Raw genomic sequence first — 19,243 nt, 5'->3', positions numbered from 1 at the left:
AACAACCCAAACCAGCTTTGTAAAAGGGCGAAAACGCCCTTTTACAAAGGAGACAGTTTCTCAAGTGAATTTCCTTCGCAAAAAGAGACATTTTCTCAAGTTATTGACATGGCTACGATGTCTCGGTCTGCTGCCTGCACAGCCGGATAAAGCGTTCCATACCTTCTGTCTTGTATTTGTTTTTATGGCAGATCAGGAAAAAATGGCGTTTAAATTCCCTGTTTTTCAACTGAATCTGGGCTAAGGACCCTTCTTGCAGCTCCTGCTTTACCAAGTGTTCGGATAAAAGACAGATTCCCCTGCCGTGGATTACCGCATCCTTCATCGATGCGATACTGTTGCAGATCCACGCGTACTGCGGGGCAATACCTTTCTTTGCGAAAATCTCTTCCAGCAGCCTCCTGGTCCCGCTGCCCGCTTCCCTGGCGACAAAGGGCTGTCCGTCCAGTTTTTCTTCATCGATCTCTTTGTCTGCCAGAGGATGATCGCTGCGGCAGATGAGAATCAGCCGGTCAGCCAGAGAGCTTTCCCGCGTCACTTCCTTTGCGTGGGTGATGTCCTGAACAAAGGCCAGGTCCAGCTGCGCGTCGAGGATCTTCTTTTCCAGCTGCGAGCTGTTGCCCACCTCCACCATGGTGCGGACCTGCGGACAAAGCTCCTGATATTTATCCAGGAGCGGATTCATGAAATAAAAGCCTACTGTCGTGCAGGCCCCGATTCGCAGCTGCTCCGCGCCGGAAATATCGTGCATCCTGGCTTCCATCTGTTCGGTCAGGTAAAGGATCTGGCGGGCATAGGAAAGCAGCTGGCCGCCGGCATCGGTTAAAAAGAGCTTTTTAGAGAGGCGTTCAAAGAGCCGCACCTGATACTGCTTTTCCAGCTCTCCGATCGCCTGACTGACCGAAGACTGGGAAATATACAGGTGTTCGGCAGCCCTGCTCATATTCATATGCTTGCAGACTTCGGCAAAGATTTCCAGATTCCTCAAGGACATGGTTCATTCCTCCCATACATTAGGATTTACTTATGATAATAAAAAGTTATTTATATTTTACAATAGTTTCATTCTATTGTAAACTGATTGCAGAGAAAGGAAAGAGAGTGTTTTATGCAGAAAGTATTAATTATCGTCATTGACGGGTGCGCGCCTGAATATCTGACCAGAGAAACCGCACCGAATATTTTCAAAATGTCGGAAAACGCAGGTTCCTTTGCCAAAACGGTTCAGGGTGCCATTCCAAGCGTTACTAATGTAAACCATGCCTGTATCATGTCCGGCTTCTTCCCCGAAGACACCCATGTAGTAGGCAATTACTACTACGACCCCAATACCGGAGACCAGGGCTTTATAGAAGGCAAAGGCTTTATGAAAGCCCCGACGATCCTGGAAAAGTATAAAGCTGCCGGCGGCAAAACATCACTCCTTACCGTAAAAGGCAAAATACTGGAGGTCTTCGGGGCGGGAGTTGATATCGGCATCAGTGTACAGAAACCCGATCCCGTGCTGCTGGAAAGGCTGGACCTCCCTTTGCCTCCACAGGTACAGAGTCCTGACAGCAGCCGCTGGATCTTTGAGGCGGCTTATCAATGTATCAGAAAGGAAAATCCCGATCTGGTGTATTGTACAACCAATGATTTTGTCATGCACCATTACGGACCGGAAACAAGCGAAGCGCAGGAGCAAATTCGCACCATAGATGAATATGTAGCCAAAATCCACGATTTGGACCCGAATCGTCAGATCTATATAACTGCGGATCACGGAATGAATCAGAAAAAAACTCTTATCAACCTCCAAACGATTTCAGATGAGGCAGGTTTCCATATGGTATGCGTGCCTCCTCTGAAAGACCGTTATATTGAGAACCATATCTATCAGGAGGGCGGAATTCTGTATCTGTATTTGAAGGATAAAGAGGAAGCGACTCAGATTTTGGAGCTGGTATCCTCGCAGCCTGCCGTGGAGCAGGTTCTCCCGGCAAAAGAAGCGGCTGCGCTCTATCACCTGCCGGAGGGCGAAATCGGTGATTATGTGGCCTTTGCCGCTAAAGACTGCGCCTTTGGGGAAGTGGACGGTACCATTCTCCACACCGATCAGGTCAGAACCCACGGTTCCCTGTATGAACGAACCGTACCGCTCATCGCGGTCAATGCCGCTGCGGATGAGAGTCAATACGCATACAGCAAAGATATTGTTCGGCATCTGCTGTAACAAACTTTGTTTTCAATATATATGGATTATCCATCAATACCTTCTACCTTAATACCGCAAAAGGAGCTGTTTTTGTAAAAAACAGCTCCTTTTGTTTCGTTGCGGGCCGGAAATTCAGATTATGTCTTATGCGCCTTCCCGTTTATAACGGTACGCAGTCTTCGCCGGCAGCCTGATGCCCCATACTCTCAGACATGGCGTTCAGCTCTGAGTTTATTTTTTGTCTTGCATTGCGGACAAACGTAAGATATTTCGAAAACTACGACTCCGCCGTCCAGTCTTCCCAGGGCGCTTTCCTGAGCCGGAACGGGAAGGTCCTCGCCCACGTCTCCCGGATACCCTTTATACTCTGTCTCCCAATTTATCTCTTTTCCACAAACATAACAGGTATGTTTGCCTCCCATCGCTCTGCCTAACATAACCATTTCCTCCTTTTTTCTTATAATACTCCTTTTGGCCCTAATTTTCCATACAAATTTCAGAAAATTCCAAAAAATATTACACTGTAACTGCTTATGCTAAAAATTCCTCGATGAAATGGGAGGCAACGGCGCCGTCTGCTGCTGCCGTTACGATCTGTCTCAGCGGTTTCGCTCGTACATCTCCTACGGCATAGACTCCCGGCAGACTGGTTTTGGTAGTCTCATCCGCAATCACATAACCGGCGCTGTCCAGTTCGATCTGCCCTTTGAACAGCTCCGTGTCCGGCACCCGCCCAATGGCAACAAATACGCCGTCACAGGAAACTTCACGTACAGTTCCGGTCGTCAGATCTTCGATCGCTGCTCCCGTTACTCTCTTGTCATGAAGGATCTCTTTAATTTTGCTGTTCCATAAAAACTCAATGCCGCTTTCTTCCAAGGCTTTCAGGTATACTTTGGAAGCCCGCAAAGTGTCTCTTCTATGTACAAGGTAAACCTTCTTGCATATCTTTGAAAGGTAAAGCGCATCGGCCACCGCGCTGTTGCCGCCTCCCGATACGATTACGGTCTTGTCTTTGTACATCATGCCGTCACAGGTGGCGCAGTAAGCGACTCCCCGACCGCGAAGCTGTGATTCTCCCGGCACGCCCAGCTCCCTCGGCGATGCTCCGGTGGCCAGAATCACGGTTTGCGCCGAAATCTCACCGTCTGTCGTTACGATCTTCTTGGGCTGCGCTTTCAGGTCCAGGGACACCACCTCCGAATAGGCGGTCTCCGCGCCAAAACGTTCTGCTCCCCGCTGCATTTTTTCCGCCAGCTCAAACCCGTCGATACCTTCATCAAAACCGGGATAATTGTCTACCTGTCCGGTCGTAGCCATCTGGCCGCCGGGCGAAAGCTTTTCCAGCACCAGCACGGAAAAGCTGCTCCTGGCGCAGTAGAGAGCCGCCGCGTAACCTCCCGGCCCTCCGCCAATGACCACTACGTCATAAATCTCTTTTTTCATGATGTTCCCCTCCTGATTTACAGAACGTCGTTTGTTTTCAGCCAATCCGTCACTTGTGCCCGCGATTGAGGCGCAATAACCGAATCGACAGCTTCGCCATCTTTAAAGATAATCAGTGTCGGAATCGTCTCTATTTCAAAGCGTGCGGTCAGCTCCGGCTGCTCGTCGATATTGATCTTTCCTACCGGCAGTTTGTCTTCGTACTCTTTTGCCACCTGGTCCAGGGCCGGCGAAAGCCGTTTGCAGTATCCGCACCACGGTGCCCAGAATTCGACTAAAACCGGCTTGTTTGCTTTTTCTACTTCTTCGTTAAAGTTGTTCTTTGTAATTTCTTTTGTTGACATTTTCTACATCTCCTTTTTATCTATCAATTATTTTTCTTCTACGGTTTCATACGGCCAATCGACAATGCCGCCAAAATCATAGACATTTTTATATCCCATTTTTACCAACTTATCCGAGGCTTCTTTACTTCTTATGCCGGTCCTGCAATGTACCAGTAAAACGGCATCCTGATCCGGCAGTTCTTTGGGCTGCTCAGTTCCAATTTCCTCATTGGGAACCAGGATGGAGCCGGGAATATGACCGGACTTATATTCCTGCTCGGTCCGCACATCCACTACCGTCACGCCTCCTTCATCCATCATTTTTTTCGCCTGCTCAGCGGTAATCTTATGATAAGCATCCATATTTGCTGCGGATGAAGCCATATCTTCAGTGTTTCCGCTGTCGCCGGACATCGACGTTCCGCCGCTGCCGCATGCTGCCAGTAACAGACAGACAGTAAGCACAAGTACAATCAAACTCTTTTTCATCTTCGCCTCTCTTCCTTTCGTAACTGTAATATTTTTATTTACAGTTCGTATTGTTAATATACCACGTTTTCTGATTTTGTCAATAGGTTTCTATAATTTTGTTTTAAATTTCAGAATAGTTTTTCTTCTAAAAAGGAGGGCTGCCACTTATGAATAAGCAAAATGACGTAAATTCATTTGCGCAAGCTGTTTGCTCTTCCTGTGTGCTGGCGTACCGCTAAAATGGTACGGCGTACCGATTTGTCTTCCTGTATTTTGACTCTAATTAGGCTTATTATTAAAATTAAGAGGAAGGTAAACTTATGACACTGCAAAAGAATTTAGCAACTATCATGAACGCCATCCGGGACACACGTGATCAAACTTTAACGGAATTTGCAAAGGAATTGGATATTTCCCGAAGTTCCCTTCAGAAAATTCTTGATGGAAAGGGCAACCCCAGGATCGATACCGTTGAGCATCTTGCCCGTCACCTCGATATGGAGCCCTTGTCTTTGTTATCCTGTTCATATATGGAAGAACAGCTTCACGTTGCGATACCTTTATTACAAATAGGCGATGAAATTTTGAAGCTTCCGAAAGATAAAAGGCTTCAGTTTGTTGAGCTGTTTCACAAAATTATGCTGTTGCTGGCTGATTCGGATACCGATGCGTCTGGCAGGCCGGATGATTCGTCGTTTGTGGAATAGATGCGCAAAATGGAAAACTCCCCGGGTCAGGATATATTCACCTGGTCCGGGGAGTTTGCTTTTTTGGATTTAGGGATTACCCTGCTGGATCTGTCCCCCTATAATATAAGGCCCAAATATCAATAGATACCCGATAGCTGCATGATTTTGATACTTTCACAGTTTTTTGGGAAAACAAGAGCAGCTGATTATCAATAGAGCGCTTTTTATTGTTCTGTTTTGATATTCTTGTCTGGATTCTTCCACATTCTTTCCTGAAACTATCATTTGGCCTTGGTATAATTGCAGGTTTTGATATTCTTCCCTATTTTCCAACAACAATTCGGATGAAACTATCATTTTTTCACTTTTTTTGGAATCCATTGGATACTTGTTTATTTTAAAAATTAGCCCTCTGTATGTGTTTTGGATTCATCATCCACTGCTGCTGCGCAATCAATATCCGCATTAATCAGCGTCTCAGCCTCCAATTCGCTCAGAGTTGTCTCTTCTGTTGATTCGCCCGCCGTCAGCTCTGGCAGCCCGGCCACCGATGTGAGAAGCGATAGCACTCCGGCCAGCAGTGCGGCGCTGGCAACTATACGCCAGTCCACATCACTGATTACCGCAGCGGTTCCGATCATGGCCACTGCTGCCTGCGCCGTCGTTTTAACAGCTCTTACTCCTGCTCTCTTGATCCAGTCTTTCATCATTCTCTATCCACCTTTCTCATTCCTCTAAAATATCCGTGATCTGTTCACGGGTCTCTTTCATCTTCTCAACTCCATTGCCATCTATCATGTGGTTGATGATGCACATCATCGCCCGGCATTGCGCCCGGTTCATCCGATTGAGGTGTTGGAGCGTTTCATAGTCTTTCTGATCGTGCTCTTTCAGCAGCTCCACATCATGCGTAACTGACAGGGCCGGCCGTACCCAGCGATACACAGCGGCTCCCGCGTTGCTGACCAGCACGATTGCCCCGCAGACAGCGAGAATCGTTTGAATGTCCATTCTGCCACCTACTTCTTTTTGATATAGTCCCTGCACGCCCAGCGGTTTTTTGTTTTGTGAATCCTGCACCAATTTCCTTTTGTTTCATACACCGTGATGCTTGTCTTGTATTTAAGTGCTGTAACCTTCTTATAGTTTATCCCTGTTCCTGTGCGTACATTGAGCCCCGCTTTTGCGATCACGATAGCTTTATACGCTTTCTTCTTTTCTGCTTTCTTGACAATCTTCTTTGTGGTTGCAGCTGCTTTTTTCGTATCTTTTCTGTTCTTACCTGCGGGCGGCTCAATAATCCAATAGTATTTTGCTTCATAAGAAAACTTGTCCCAGGTGTTCTTTGCTCTGGCCGATGCGGAGCTGGCCGGATCGTTTATGTAGGCCTTGCCATTTTCATATTTGTAGGCCAGTACAAAATGCCCGCCTCTGGTCCACAGGCCCGGCCCCATGCAGGCAATGACATAATTCCCGGCTTTGAGGGCCGCAAGAGCCTCTTTGTCTGAGCTGGTATTGCGCTTATGATAGCTGTTCGCACCCGGCACCTGCTGGCACTTCATGCCGTGCGCCCGGAAATAGGCCTCAAAGAATGTGTAGTATGTTCCCTGCCCTACCGCCTTATATCCGTGCTTCATGGCCCAGCTGCAGGCTGTAACCGGTGTCTCTTTGCTGTCAACGAAGGTTGCGACCAGCATAGCAGCGGCCGTTGGCCCGCAGCCGGAACCGCCTATGGTGCTGTTTTCTTTTCCTTTCACTCGGTAGGGCTTGCTCGCCCATCGCTTGTCGGTCTGCCGATATAGTTTTGGTTGTTTTGCCATTTTTTCCTCCTCCCCTTTTGATATGATAAAAAAAGAGGCCCTTAAGGGCCCCAATTTTTTGTTCTACGCTATGCGCTGCCATACATTGACTGCAATATACGGAGGCATATTATTATGCGCCTGATTATTGCCAACATTGCTGTGCTCATGGGAAGCGTCAATGGTGAACCCATCCACTCCCGCTTTTTCATTGACTGCATAGCCTACATTTTCTGATTTGCCACCAGATACAATTCCGTATCTGCTTACGGCAATTGACTTAGACTGTTGGGCAGTATTAAAGACGCTGCCAACTAAAGATACATATCCATGGGTATGGGCAGGCATTTCATCACTTCTTAATACATGCGCCGGCGCACCGCCTTCGCTTCCCAGCAAGTAGGAATTGCCTGCGGCCAAAAGAAATACGTCCTTAATTTGCGCCCACGCTGTTCCGGGATATGCGATGTTCGGATCAAATTCCGCTTCTGTCGAATACATTATGCTTCCTTTCGGATAAACGAAATCCAGTATTGCGATCTTGCTTACAACTTCCACATCTGTCCCATTGATTTTTACGCAGCCCATTTCATCAGATTTCTCTGTCTTTGTTGCGTCTGCTCTGGCGTGCGGTTCCTGCGAATGGTCATAAGCAATTTTACCCCGGTCTCCTCTGTACGCAGTGGAGGCCGTTTCTCCCAACGCTAAGGATGGGCTGATTTCCACATAGGCGGTACCAGACCATCTATAAGTCAGGTTCGTGTCTGCTGCGACATAAATCTTCCCGCCTTCACCCTCGGCAGGGAAGTCAGCCTTACTGGAATATTCCAATACATCGTCAACGTAGGATGGCAGCTGGGATTCCGGGATCTTTCCGTCTTCACTGAGATCGGCTTTCTTATCCAGCGCGTTCTGCTGGGCTGTTGAAATCGGCTTATCCGCGTCTGATGTATTATCAACATTCCCCAGGCCGATTTGCTCTTTGGTTACATTGTGCGGGTTGTTTTTATCTGCATTATGTTTGCGCTGCGCATCACGATTTTCTGTTAAAGCTGTATCGATCTTGTCTGCGTTGCCGTTAAATTCAGTGATTTTGTCAAAATCAGCTTGGTCTAGTTTCATTAAATTATAATTTGTTGTTTTTGTACTCATTTGTTTTCCTCTTTTCTTTTTGTCTTTGATGTAACTTCCTGTTTTTCTTTAGCCCCATGTTTACGCTGTACGCTCCCAAACGTAAAGGGCTATGGAGCACGGCCTGTTTTCGTGGGGTTGTCCGCCGCCAGCTGATCCTGTATTAAATGGTGTTCCTTCACTAGCTTGATAGTTAGCCCAATATGTACTACCTGCTGCATAAACTTTTCTTTCCCATCCGGAAAAATGTGTATGTGGCGGAATTTGGCTTTCTGCCAATGTAACGGAATCGGCTCCAAAAGATTGTCTGGCTGTATATGAATAGTATCCATTTGATCCCACGCCGACTAATGCTCTGCCCTGCGCTCTTTGCTCCCATGTCGTTCCCGGATATTTGGCGCTTGGATTGATACCGCTAAAATTGAGTTCCACGTCTCCTATGGCTGGTATACAGCCGAGTAGATATTGTAAAATTTTATTTAATCGCTGCATACCGGTCATTTCCAGCACCTCCTTTCAGAGGTATTATCTATTAGGGAGTGCCCCCCGGCTATTATTTAGAGTTCTTATTTTTTCCTGTTCCATGTTCTTTCCTTTCTCTACTTTCGTAATATAAAAATAAACTTCTTTGAGATCTTTAAGTAACTTTTATATACAGAACGATCACCGTCGGAGTGAAATTATTTCTTGCCGTAGTTGTAGTATTTTTTAACCGCATCTGGATGGTATATTCACTTGTAAAAAAGCAATCGATCCAGCAAATATCCGTGGCTCCGGCACCTCGGATTGTGGCCATCAACGGCTTATATCCGCTTATTGTTGGAGCGGTTCCATATGTGACGCCATCATATCCGGCGGTCAGCGACATTGTATTTCCTTGTACAGTTCTTACTTGTAAAAATGAGTCTACCTTTTTAATGCATCCAAGTGCGGCCTGTAAAATCATATTTAACTTTTCAATTCCAGAACTCACGCAGCGCACCCCCTCTCAGGGATAGCTACTTTCAGCGGCCAATTAATAATACGCTTGTCCCGGTTGAGTTGGATTCCGCGGCGCCGTTTGTCGCATCTCGCAGATAGACGATTACATCGCCATCGTATATATCCGGTGTACAGCGACAGACTCCATCCTTGCTGTTGTATCGCATAGTTGCAAAGATATTCTCTACTTCTATCATGTCCGACGGTAAGGCTCTCCTTACATAGCCGCTCACCGGCGTGTCCATAATACATGTTCTTGCTATCATCTTTCCACTTGCGTATTTGGTGATGTGCCAGCCGTCTTTGTCGTACTCCTTTGGGTTGGTTATAAGTCCTTGTAAAAGGGTATTTAATACCTCTACTCCACTCATGCCAAACACCCCCTAACCGGGCCTGCAAGAGGCGCAAATACTCTCTTAAGTAGTGCCCCCCCCCACGTATTTTATAGGGACTTTGATATCCAAGAAATAGGTTCCCGATGCAAGCAGGTCATAATTGTTGTCAATATGAGCTGCGGTACCATTTGGATATACTCTTACAAGATGCTCTTGGAGAGGATTCCAAAACCGGGTGAGACGTCCGTAGCAATTATAAGTCGCAGCATATCCCTCTGGGAAGTCAAATAGCTTCGTGTTCTTCGCAATTGTACCTGAGCTTAGGGTCCCTGTCACAGCCATCTCATTGCCGATGATCGTAGCTTTAATGGGAGCATTATCTCCACCGTGGTTTGTCCAACCATTCAATAGATTGAGGTTATATTCCTTAACCGCAAGCTTCTCTATTACCCACTGTAATAGCTTATTTACTTGTTCAATTCCATTCATATTTTTTCCTTTCCCACCTGCTCCCAGAAGGGAGAGGTGTTTTATTTCCATTTACCGAACATATGCAAAGAAAAAGAAGCTTGGTATTCATAGTTAATTGACCGAAGCATAAACGCACTTATTTTTCGTGTTTCCAAGCTCCACCCAACACTACCAACCCAAAAATCAGACGAATTTGCAGATATATTTATACTTGTTACTTCTGTTGCTAACGTTGGTAAATTTGTAACTTCTACGGTTTTATAGTAATTGTAGCCGGTCTGAGCCAGCCCAGAAATTATTATCGTTCCAGTGCTTACCCACGCCTCAAATGTCCCATCTGCGTATTTTTTATAATACCAATCATTATCCGTACCTGTTTTAATCGGTACATTCGTCAGCAGGGCCTGCAACAATCTATTAAGATTTAGTACCCCCCCCCCCCGACGTCAGATCAATGCCCGCCTCTTTAGCTTTTTCAATGGTTTCCTCGGAAATGAGCGCGGCAAAATTGTTTTCCAACGCAGCAATATCTGCCGCATTTTGTTTGCCTTTGTCGCCCCGGTAAGCTGTTGATGCCGTTTCCCCCAATGCCAGAGACGCGCTGATCTCCACGTATGCGGAGCCTGCCCACCGATAGGTCAGGTTTGTATTTGTTGCAACATAGATTTTTCCTGATTCTCCGACTGCGGGGAAACCTTCCTTACTGGAAAATTCCAGCACGTCATCCACATAAGAGGGCAGCTGTGCGGAAGGGACTTTCCCATTGGCATCCAGTTCCGCAATGCCGGAAGCCGCCCCCTTTTGTGAAGTTGGAATGGCTCCCACCTGAGCGGCAGTCGTCTGATGCGGATTTTCTTCATTCGACAGATGCTCATGCGCCGCATCGTATTTCGTTTTCAAGTCATTGGTAAGATCATTTGCCGACAAACTCTTTCCTGCTTCCTTGCTTACCTTTTCATCCTCGAGCTTCTTTAGCGCTGCATCGGCTTTTTCAAAATTTCCATTTGGCACACTGATATCGTAAAAGTCGTTTGCGTCCGGCAAAACGAAACCAATGTTTTTTGTGTTTTTACTCATTTGGTAATACCTCCTCTCTTAATGCTTGATGGGTATATGCGGACAATTGCCCGTGGGTAAATCGGGCCAGCTTACTATGCTGGTTATAGAGCAGACCCACCTGCCACGTCAAATTACAGGGCAGCACGTTTCCCATCAGCCGTTTGACTGCAAGCTCGTTGTTTTTGGCAGTCAGCTCTACGCCCACCTGTACTGCGTAATTTCCAATATCCAGGGACAGAACGTAGCCGTTTTCTCCGCATAGCGCCGCAAGCATTTCGGCCAGTTTTCTCTGTGTATAGGGAGTCTGCTCCGTTAACCGCGCCATCAGATTAAAACGCCGCTCCTCTAACGTGGCCCCTGGCATAGGCTCCACACTGTAAATCTTTTCATAGCGGGAAATCGCCTCTTCATCCGCAGTTTCAACAAACTGATTTTCCAGTCCCTGGTTAATCTCTGCCAGAATGGAATCCAGCTCAATCTGCTCTGCCGCGGTTATGGCTTTGAACTCCCGATATTTCGCCAGATGCTGCGGATAATATTCAATCAGTTTCTTATGCTCCATTGAACGTCCCCCTTACTGGCACTTGCTGCCCCTGCAAAAGTACGTTCTTGGCTGAACCGTTGATCGCCGTCTCTTCGATATCCAGGATCTCCGTCAAATTCAGAAGCCGGTTTTCGATCTGGCTGATCCGCACGATTGTACCGATATCCGCCGGGGCATCTCCCCAGGCTATCCGCAGTTCTTCAAAATAAGCATCCAGAGCTGCTGCTATGGATGCTTGTGCCAGTGCATAATCATATCCTTCCGCGTAAGCCACGAAAGCAGTAATATTCATATTGACCGGTTCTGCGCCAGCCACCGTTACCCGATGTCCAATGGGGGCGATGCCTTTGCCTTCTCCGGAGTTTTCAATTGGGTCCATAACAGACTGCACTTCTCTAACCACCCCGTCTGACGGTACACTGTGGGTATGGTCGAGAACGATTACCTTCACGGTTCCGCCTCCGTTCCATACCGGCACAATCTTGCATCCTCCCACATGCTCCAGGCTGTTTACCTTGTTCTTGTAATCGGCCAAATTGCCGCCGAAATCCTGACCGGCCACATTATCAAAATATCGCTCCCGGAAGTCCTCGACGTCTTCATCATCCCGGCCCGGTTCCAGACAATCCACAATCTCAGCGGTTTCCAGATCCTCAACCTCTTCCGTATCGACCGGAATCAGCTGTCCCTGCGTCAGATTGCCGATCACTCCCGACTCTTCACATTCCAATTTATATTCACCGTCAGCAAGCTTTTCGATTGCTGCGAAGATCAACTCCGACTCTTCTTCAACAAAGCGAATTCCTGTCACGTCCAAATCGGCCGGAGTGAAGACACCTTTCACAATTGCCGGTTCGCCCCTTTTGTATTCCACGAGTCTTTCCTTCGCCCGCCGGATCAAATAGTCTAAACTGCAGGTATCCGCAAAAGCCTCCGTCAGCACCAGATTCAGCTCCTCATAAAGCAGCTGTATTTCCCATCCGGCCGGCGCCAGCGCATTATAGATCACGCTGCCTTCCCTCGTGTCGAGATCTTCCGGCACGTTGGCAAGGAGCCGCTCCATGATTGATTCAAACTCCTGTCCATACAGGATTACATCTTCATCCATTTATATTCACCTCCGTTTCCATATCAATATCGCCTTCAATTGTCGTAACCGTAAACTTTACGGAAACAGCATGTTTTTCCAGACGCTCAAACGAAAAGTCTCCAACGTCTTCCACACGGTCATCCTGCATCAGCGCTTCTTTAATGACCTGTTCAAGATTGACGTAAACCAATGGAGGCGTCTGACCGATCAAGTCCATAAGTTCGATTCCATAGTCTCCACTGTAAATCTCAAATTCTTCCCGCTCAGTCTGCAAAATCAGTAATAGAGACTGTTTGATCGCTTCCCTGCCGTCGATTTCTCCGGCAATGATTTCATTCTTCTCATCCAGCCTGTAGGTCCGGCCAGTCATCTGTTCTTCCTCTGTTTCCGTCTCATCCACCAACAGCAGGCTCTCTTCACCTTCCGGTAACATTATTCCACCACCTTATCTATAAATAAAAACTGCTGCCCGCCCTGCATACGCAGAAGGACAGCTTTATCCCCTTTTGCCAGCTTGTCCACGGAAGCTTCCGTTTTAATCAGGAAGTCTTCGTCAATGATATGTTTGCTGTCCATTTTAATTTTAAGCGGGCTCACGCTCTGTACGATACCAAAGGTGATCTCCATCGGAGCCGCCGCGTTGACCGCTTCCACCGCGGCCTGTTTGATCAAAGACAATAGTTGCTCAGACATGAAATTCCCCCTTTATCCCGGCCAGGCTCAGATCCATTGTGTGAGAGCCGTTTTTAAACGTATGCTTCACCTTCTCTACCAGCATGTAATTCGAGATTTTTTTATCGCCAAGGTCTAATTGCACGATCAGGGACGAACCGCCCCTTACCCTTGTATCACCGAGCTGTCCTCTCACGGAAAGGGTTCGCTGCTCGATTCCATAATACTGTGCCAGAATCTTGGCTTTTTGCTTCATCTCTTTCTTAGAGAGGCCTTCCGCCTTTTCCGTATATTGCAGGATTCCCCATTTCTTTTGCTTGGCCGTGGAGTTTCTCACATGGACCTCCCGGACCCCCGTATTATCATTGTCGGAATAGATCTTGATCCGGTTATAAGTGTCCTTGTCAATCGTTGATTCATAATCCAGGGATTCCGCCGTGTCCTGATCGACCAAAATTGGCAGCATCATGCTTTCTATGTTTTTCAGGGTCAGCCGACCGAAATCATCATAAAGAACGAATAACTTCTTCGTGTGACTGACCGTGAGATCGGACGCGTTTCCCAAAATGTCAAACAACGTCCCCTCCTCCATTCTGGCCGGGATCACATACTTGGTGTTCTGAATAGTCCCGTATTCCAGCTTGAACTCCTTGGCAATTTGTTTTAACAGTTTTGAGTAAGTTGTCTTCTTGTACGACCGCACATCTTTATTTTTCAAGTACCGCAGTTGATCGTAGCAGGTGAGCGTCACGAGGTTGCTGTCCTTCCGTTTAAATGTAAAAATGTATCCGAAAAACATCCGCTTATTATTATAGCGAAAGCGGACGGCGTTGCCTTTGGCGATCTTTAGAGCCGCATCTTTGTATACGGTAAAGGTCAGCTTTCCCGGTGTGTTCTTTCGTTCGTACTCCAGAGAAATGTCTTCCTCCAAAGCTGGCTGGAACACTTGGCTGCCGTTTTGGATCAGGATTTCCGCCCCTTTGGTAAGGATGGCGCTTTTTGCGCGCAGGCTGCTATCCTGATTTCCGGTCTTGCCGGTTGTTGATGTGACTTTTACTGTTGTGACTTCTTTGGTTGTTGATTCCTGACCCGCCGTACCACCGGCTATATTGGAAGAGCCGGCTCCGTCTGATGAAACAGGGCCACTTTTTGCACCGGTGTATCGGCTCTGCGTATCATTTATAGAAACATAGTTTTTGGGATTTTTAAATCCGCTTTGTACTTTTACTCCAAAATGCAAATGGTTTCCTGTCGATGGTCCTGTAGAACCCACTCTTGCAATTGGCTGTCCGGCTCCAACCGTATCACCTTTATGCGCTATGAAAGAATTGCAATGCGCATAATAAGTTTCTAACCCTCCTCCATGACTAATAACCACAAGGTTTCCATAGCCGGATGTCATTTTGGCGGTAATTACTCTTCCAGGTTTTGCCGCAATGATCTTTGTACCTTGCGGTGCCGGAATATCAATTCCTGTATGTGTCTCTCTACCGTGAAACGGACAGTTCCTTAGTCCAAATGGGGAACTGATTCGACTATATCCGGGAAGAGGCCATACCCAATCACCCATATCTCACCACCTCACTTCTTCGGCATTTTCAGCTTGGTCCCGGGGAAAATCCAGTGCCCGTTGCCGGGCTTGCCGTGTTTTTTTGCCACGCTCTGAATTGTGCTTTTGTTTAAATTGAAGATTTCCTTCCAGCGGTTCCCGCTTCCAAGCTTTTTCTTTGCAATGTTGATCAGGCAGTCGCCCTTTTTCACCGTATAGGTGCCGCCGGAACTTTTCTTGGAGCTTTTTCTCGACTTCTTTGTTGATGATGTTGTTTTCCCGTTGCTCTTTTTTTTGAAAACCACGGTTTTGGTTCCATAATTGAGCCATTGTTTGAAGTTCAGGGTCAACTTTACGTCGACCCCTTCCTTCACGTCTTCATCAATGGTGTAATCCTCCAGTGTGCAGGTCATGGAAAAATTCCATCCCAGTTCCCGCTTCACCAGTTTGCGAATCAACACTACATTAAAAGTCATCTTGTTTTTCTTTAAATTTTCCAGCTGGCTCAGATACACGGACGGAGTCTGAAAGCCCGCCGACCCGTATTCCGCAAAGGGATACTTTACCGCCGGAAGCAACAGATCCGAGATCTGAATATCGGTGAGGCCCGGCGTTTTCAGCCGGTTTACCTCACCTTCATTGATCAAGGTGATTGTTTCATTTTTGTTATTGATCTTCACCTGAAATTTCTGCGGCGCCACCGGATACAGGATGTTATTGATATATAGCTGATACATTATGTGTGCACCCCCTCGGCACTCACAACGAGCGCATTTTCCAGCTTCTTAGTCATAACGTTTATAACGCCGTCGATGTCACGATCTGAGGCGATCTGATTGGTCATACCCTTCATATCTACCGATATTTGGGCATTGGTATATTTGTTGATGGCCTGTCGCTCTGCCAACTCCCGAAGCAGTTTCAGATCCTCCGAACTGGACTGTACGGAATCTTTAATAGCGCCTGTATTTTTATCGATATTGCCGACGCCGTTTTCCAGATTTGTGGGCAGGCTGCCGGTCAGTCCACCGGCTCCACCGCCCCCGAATAAGTCTTTTCCTCCAAAATTGTCGGTCATATCTGTCAGGCCTTTCACCTTACTGCCAAGTTTTTTGCCAAATCCATAGCCTTTCTTATACGCATTTGAACTCCATCCGTCTTCAAACACGTTAAAGTGATGGTACCCCTTGGAAAAAGCCGCTCCAACGTCCTTATATTCATATTTTGAGGCTTCTAATTTTGCGACTTGATCGGCACGTTCCTGAATGCTTGACGCAAGTCCATCTGTTTTAATATCGACTCCTGGAATATGGTTTAGCCATTTGATAATCTGTTTTACGCCTGACAGTACCGTATTCACAAAATTCAGCCAACCAATCTGTATGTTAATCCAGGCATTGCCAAAAGCGCCTTTTATATTATCTGCCACAGCTCCCATGGCATTCCATACACCAAGCGCTACATTTGCTACCCATAGTCCGATGTTCTTAATCAGCTGAATAACCCAATTGATACAGCCGGCGATAACCCCGGTTGCACTGATAGAAGTACCCATAACTTTGTTTATTACGGCAATGACAATATAAATGATTGCAATAATCGCAATGATAATGCCAATTATCCAGACGAGCGGGCAGGCATATAGCGCGGCATTAAGTCCTTGTTGAGCTCCTGCCTCTGCTAGAGTCGCACTGGTAAACAGCCACGCCGCTGCAGTCGCGGCGATTTTCCCAGCTGTGGAAATTGCGCTCACAATTGCATGTGCCGTCTCTGCGATAACTACTCGGTTTGCATAGATCGCATATAATGCCAGAGCCGCCGCTGCAGCTCCTACAATGGGTTCTATAATTGACCAATTATCGCCAATCAAGTCTCCGATTGCTCCAATGATTTGGAAAATAGATCCAATAACCCCTCCCACTATTTGAAGCGCGATACTGGCACTTTGAATAAAGCCGTCTAAGGCGCCGCTACTGGCCAAGCTGCCGATTTGTTCCAGCACCGGGCCAAACGCACCTATGGCGATATTCTGAATCTGTATCATTCTCTGCTCCCAGGTCATAGGCATCTGATTAAATTTCCCATTGATCTGATCGGTAGCCCCCAGCATGGCATTTTTCACGACATCTGCTGTAATCTGCCCCTGAGCAGCCATACTTTGAATCTGAGTCGTATCGACTCCCAAATAATCGGCAATCGTTTGCAGCGCGTTTGGGGCCTTGCCGAATATCGTGTTCAGTTCTTCCCCCCGCAGGACGCCGGAACCCATTGCCTGGGCCAATTGCGAAGAGGCCTCCGACATCTCTTCCTGAGAGGCCCTCGCTATGACAAATTGTTTATTAAGATTTTCCGCAAACTTTACAGTCTCGGCGCTTGAATTGAAAACATTTCCCGCACTCGCTCCAAAACCTGCTACCGCATCTGCGGTCCGCAGGTAGGCGCTGCGTGAGTTCTGAGCCGCCTGGAAAACCATCTCCTGCAGCTGTGCTGTAGTCTGCGTCTTGTCATTCATCATCTGTAAACCCGCAGTAGATCGCGCCAGCTCATCGGATAAGCCCAATGTCATTTTCAGACCTTCCATGCTGACATAGGAGTTTTTTAACTCCGTAAGCTTGTTTTTTAGTCCAGAAAAGATAGACGTGCTTCTTCCTGCTGTCTGACTGTTCTGGTCCAGCTGTCCCGCCATTTGCCGCAATCCCGCATTGGTACTGGCAACTTCATTTCGAATCGTATTAAAGTTCATATTTGCTCCACTATGCAGTGTCTGAAACGCATTTAAGGTTGTACCAATGGTATTGCTGAGGTTTCGCATTGGTCCTGATGCCAGATCATTAAATTTTATTGCAGTATTGATTGTAGCCATAAAAGTCCTCCTTTCTGAATTTTTTATATAACAAAAGACCGACTATATTAGCCGGCCTTTTGTTCAACTTATTTTACGCGGTTTTTAAAACAGAACCGCCTTACTAATAATAATTTTCACAATCCCAACAGTTCCTTTTTCTTTGCCTCAAATTCTTCCTGACTTATAATTCCATCATCCATGAGTTCTTTATATTTACGGATTTCGTCAGCAGAAGATGTTTGTATAACTTTAACAGTATTTGTTTCTTCAATACTGCGGTTCGCCGCCATACAGCTTTTGAAGAAATTGATTGCGTCCGTGCACGTATTGTGCAATATAAGATCTTGCTCTCCTGCCTGAGTCTCTAAAACTACATTAAGCTGAGTTGTCTCGCCTACCTTCTTTGTCTCTTCTTTAGCAGTCGTTGCTCCAACAAGAGCTCCAGTAGGCCCGGCGATTGTTCCACCTACAATCGAACGGGTTATTCCACCTTTCTTCTTGGTAATTGTCTTCCCGCCTACCTGTTTAATTTCATATTTTTTCTGGCTAGATGTACCTAGAAATTATTTAGCTTTAGCCAATTCTTTTTTCTCATTTTCCACCCGCACATCAATACATGCGATGATAAAAGCCTTGCTTTTCAGGTCCAGTTTTAGGAACTCCCTGGGCAGCATATGGAACTTATGCAGGCAATAATATGCGTAACTGGCCTCCGGGTCATCCCCGGTTATGAGTTTTTTGCCTGTTCCACCTCATCCTGCAGGCTAAAACCGTTTAAGGCGCTTACAAATGTAACCAGGTCGGAAAACTCACCCGGACTGTTTACCATCTCTGTCAGCAAAGCTTCCGGTGTTGTAACTCCATAGGAGTCCTGAAGCTCGGCATTGTTAAGATCCGGGTTCACAGTGGATCTGCAGATCATCGCTTTATTGATCTTTGCCGCATTTGGCTTTTGCCTGTATGCTCCCGGTTTTCCGGGAATAGGAACATCTACTATGTTTTCGTCCTGGATCTCCGTCATCTCATCCGATGTAATCTGGCGAAACTCCCACTTCAGCGGCTCTCCGTTTTCATCGCAGAGAGATCTTGTCGCCGCAAAAAACACATTCTCTTTTTTCTTCTGATTTTCCTTCATAAATGATTTAAAATCCATATCTTATCCTCCTTATAGTCCCTGTAACTCGTTAAACATCTCCGGCATATTCCAGTCTTCGAAGGTTCCTTCCATCTCTTCCTCCAGCCATTCACCGGCAGCATCAAATTTTGCCAGCGTGATCTTATCGGTATTGCATCCGAGAATGTTGACTGTCTGCGCTCCCACACCTGACGACGGATCGCTGTTGCGGATCATCACATCGAAATAAATATCCGTTCCCGTATCCTTGTATTCCGTCAGGGCTTTTCGCATGACTGACTGGTTATAGTGCGCCTTTCCTGAGAAGGTTCCTTTCAGGCCTACCGTCTTGTTTCCTTCCATGGGTCTGCCCAAAATCGGCACCGTTGATTTTTTCTTTTCAACCTCAGCAGTAAAATCAACCATCTGCATAAAGTTATATCTGCGGCCGTTAATCGTAAAATAGCATTCCGCCATTTTTGCGGAAACCGCATTCTCGCTTGCCATTGTAATATTTCCATTCATGA

The 19,243-nt window shown here is 46.7% G+C and carries 26 protein-coding genes; 2 read left to right on the top strand and 24 right to left on the bottom strand.

From position 1 onward, the window contains the following. Positions 1-112: 112 nt before the first annotated feature. The gene (locus tag NE619_RS10435) at positions 113-994 is read right to left on the bottom strand and encodes a LysR family transcriptional regulator (protein ID WP_256132357.1); all 882 of its coding nucleotides are present in this window, start codon (positions 992-994) and stop codon (positions 113-115) included. Between the two features lie 114 nt (positions 995-1,108). On the opposite strand from NE619_RS10435, the gene NE619_RS10430 reads away from it, so the two are divergent. After that, the gene (locus NE619_RS10430; RefSeq protein ID WP_256132356.1) at positions 1,109-2,212 is read left to right on the top strand and encodes an alkaline phosphatase family protein; all 1,104 of its coding nucleotides are present in this window, start codon (positions 1,109-1,111) and stop codon (positions 2,210-2,212) included. Between the two features lie 188 nt (positions 2,213-2,400). Here the strand turns inward: NE619_RS10430 and NE619_RS10425 are convergent, their stop codons facing one another. From NE619_RS10425 to NE619_RS10410, 4 genes are all read right to left on the bottom strand, one after another. Next, a complete protein-coding gene (locus NE619_RS10425; protein ID WP_256132355.1) occupies positions 2,401-2,631 on the bottom strand; it encodes a hypothetical protein in 231 nt (76 codons plus the stop codon). A 94-nt stretch (positions 2,632-2,725) separates the two neighbouring features. After that, a complete protein-coding gene (trxB, locus tag NE619_RS10420; RefSeq protein ID WP_256132354.1) occupies positions 2,726-3,640 on the bottom strand; it encodes a thioredoxin-disulfide reductase in 915 nt (304 codons plus the stop codon). Positions 3,641-3,657: 17 nt separating this feature from the next. Beyond that, positions 3,658-3,984 carry a thioredoxin gene (trxA, locus tag NE619_RS10415; RefSeq protein ID WP_256132353.1) on the bottom strand — a complete coding sequence of 109 codons (327 nt, stop codon included), beginning with the start codon at positions 3,982-3,984 and terminating at the stop codon, positions 3,658-3,660. A 27-nt stretch (positions 3,985-4,011) separates the two neighbouring features. After that, positions 4,012-4,455, bottom strand: a complete 444-nt coding sequence (locus tag NE619_RS10410; RefSeq protein ID WP_256132352.1) for a rhodanese-like domain-containing protein — start codon at positions 4,453-4,455, stop codon at positions 4,012-4,014. A 302-nt stretch (positions 4,456-4,757) separates the two neighbouring features. Here NE619_RS10410 and NE619_RS10405 point away from each other — a divergent pair, with 302 nt between their 5' ends. Next, on the top strand, positions 4,758-5,144 hold the full coding sequence (locus NE619_RS10405) for a helix-turn-helix domain-containing protein (protein WP_256132351.1): 387 nt from the start codon (positions 4,758-4,760) through the stop codon (positions 5,142-5,144). 386 nt (positions 5,145-5,530) lie between these two features. Here NE619_RS10405 and NE619_RS19015 read toward each other — a convergent pair whose 3' ends face one another. The 19 genes from NE619_RS19015 to NE619_RS10310 all read right to left on the bottom strand — a co-directional run bounded on the left by NE619_RS19015 (position 5,531) and on the right by NE619_RS10310 (position 19,241). Continuing rightward, positions 5,531-5,836 carry a holin gene (locus NE619_RS19015; RefSeq protein ID WP_330640713.1) on the bottom strand — a complete coding sequence of 102 codons (306 nt, stop codon included), beginning with the start codon at positions 5,834-5,836 and terminating at the stop codon, positions 5,531-5,533. Between the two features lie 16 nt (positions 5,837-5,852). Continuing rightward, positions 5,853-6,137 carry a CTP synthase gene (locus NE619_RS10395; RefSeq protein ID WP_256132350.1) on the bottom strand — a complete coding sequence of 95 codons (285 nt, stop codon included), beginning with the start codon at positions 6,135-6,137 and terminating at the stop codon, positions 5,853-5,855. An 8-nt stretch (positions 6,138-6,145) separates the two neighbouring features. Further along, positions 6,146-6,946, bottom strand: a complete 801-nt coding sequence (locus NE619_RS10390) for a C39 family peptidase (RefSeq protein WP_256132349.1) — start codon at positions 6,944-6,946, stop codon at positions 6,146-6,148. A 63-nt stretch (positions 6,947-7,009) separates the two neighbouring features. Then, positions 7,010-8,077, bottom strand: coding sequence for a phage baseplate protein (locus tag NE619_RS10385; RefSeq protein WP_256132348.1), 1,068 nt, complete (start codon positions 8,075-8,077; stop codon positions 7,010-7,012). Between the two features lie 60 nt (positions 8,078-8,137). After that, positions 8,138-8,557, bottom strand: a complete 420-nt coding sequence (locus tag NE619_RS10380; protein WP_256132347.1) for a phage baseplate protein — start codon at positions 8,555-8,557, stop codon at positions 8,138-8,140. A 136-nt stretch (positions 8,558-8,693) separates the two neighbouring features. After that, positions 8,694-9,029, bottom strand: a complete 336-nt coding sequence (locus NE619_RS10375; protein WP_256132346.1) for a hypothetical protein — start codon at positions 9,027-9,029, stop codon at positions 8,694-8,696. A gap of 31 nt (positions 9,030-9,060) precedes the next feature. Beyond that, positions 9,061-9,408, bottom strand: a complete 348-nt coding sequence (locus tag NE619_RS10370; protein ID WP_256132345.1) for a hypothetical protein — start codon at positions 9,406-9,408, stop codon at positions 9,061-9,063. 45 nt (positions 9,409-9,453) lie between these two features. After that, positions 9,454-9,861, bottom strand: a complete 408-nt coding sequence (locus NE619_RS10365) for a hypothetical protein (RefSeq protein ID WP_256132344.1) — start codon at positions 9,859-9,861, stop codon at positions 9,454-9,456. A gap of 399 nt (positions 9,862-10,260) precedes the next feature. After that, a complete protein-coding gene (locus NE619_RS10360; protein WP_256132343.1) occupies positions 10,261-10,920 on the bottom strand; it encodes a hypothetical protein in 660 nt (219 codons plus the stop codon). After that, positions 10,913-11,464, bottom strand: coding sequence for a putative phage tail protein (locus NE619_RS10355; RefSeq protein WP_256132342.1), 552 nt, complete (start codon positions 11,462-11,464; stop codon positions 10,913-10,915). The genes NE619_RS10360 and NE619_RS10355 overlap by 8 nt, the downstream gene beginning before the upstream one ends. Next, a complete protein-coding gene (locus NE619_RS10350) occupies positions 11,454-12,554 on the bottom strand; it encodes a baseplate J/gp47 family protein (protein WP_256132341.1) in 1,101 nt (366 codons plus the stop codon). The genes NE619_RS10355 and NE619_RS10350 overlap by 11 nt, the downstream gene beginning before the upstream one ends. Next, positions 12,547-12,969: a DUF2634 domain-containing protein gene (locus NE619_RS10345; protein ID WP_256132340.1), complete on the bottom strand. Its 423-nt coding sequence runs from the start codon at positions 12,967-12,969 to the stop codon at positions 12,547-12,549. The genes NE619_RS10350 and NE619_RS10345 overlap by 8 nt, the downstream gene beginning before the upstream one ends. Then, positions 12,969-13,229: a DUF2577 family protein gene (locus NE619_RS10340; RefSeq protein WP_256132339.1), complete on the bottom strand. Its 261-nt coding sequence runs from the start codon at positions 13,227-13,229 to the stop codon at positions 12,969-12,971. The genes NE619_RS10345 and NE619_RS10340 overlap by 1 nt, the downstream gene beginning before the upstream one ends. Then, positions 13,222-14,778 carry a M23 family metallopeptidase gene (locus tag NE619_RS10335; protein WP_256132338.1) on the bottom strand — a complete coding sequence of 519 codons (1,557 nt, stop codon included), beginning with the start codon at positions 14,776-14,778 and terminating at the stop codon, positions 13,222-13,224. The genes NE619_RS10340 and NE619_RS10335 overlap by 8 nt, the downstream gene beginning before the upstream one ends. A gap of 11 nt (positions 14,779-14,789) precedes the next feature. Further along, the gene (locus NE619_RS10330) at positions 14,790-15,494 is read right to left on the bottom strand and encodes a LysM peptidoglycan-binding domain-containing protein (RefSeq protein WP_256132337.1); all 705 of its coding nucleotides are present in this window, start codon (positions 15,492-15,494) and stop codon (positions 14,790-14,792) included. Then, the gene (locus NE619_RS10325) at positions 15,494-17,620 is read right to left on the bottom strand and encodes a tape measure protein (RefSeq protein ID WP_256132336.1); all 2,127 of its coding nucleotides are present in this window, start codon (positions 17,618-17,620) and stop codon (positions 15,494-15,496) included. The genes NE619_RS10330 and NE619_RS10325 overlap by 1 nt, the downstream gene beginning before the upstream one ends. A gap of 116 nt (positions 17,621-17,736) precedes the next feature. Beyond that, positions 17,737-17,892, bottom strand: coding sequence for an SHOCT domain-containing protein (locus NE619_RS19295; RefSeq protein WP_256132360.1), 156 nt, complete (start codon positions 17,890-17,892; stop codon positions 17,737-17,739). 437 nt (positions 17,893-18,329) lie between these two features. Further along, entirely contained in the window at positions 18,330-18,755 is a 426-nt protein-coding gene (locus NE619_RS10315) for a phage tail assembly chaperone (protein WP_256132335.1), read from the bottom strand. A gap of 12 nt (positions 18,756-18,767) precedes the next feature. Beyond that, positions 18,768-19,241 (bottom strand): phage tail tube protein, encoded by a 474-nt coding sequence (locus tag NE619_RS10310; RefSeq protein WP_256132334.1) that lies wholly within the window; start codon positions 19,239-19,241, stop codon positions 18,768-18,770. Positions 19,242-19,243: the final 2 nt, after the last annotated feature.

The organism is Anaerovorax odorimutans (genome assembly GCF_024459955.1).
GTDB classification, from domain to species: Bacteria; Bacillota; Clostridia; order Peptostreptococcales; family Anaerovoracaceae; genus Hominibacterium; species Hominibacterium odorimutans_A.
The sequence above is the reverse complement of the archived record's forward strand: the minus strand, read 5'-3'. Positions and strand labels throughout refer to the sequence as shown.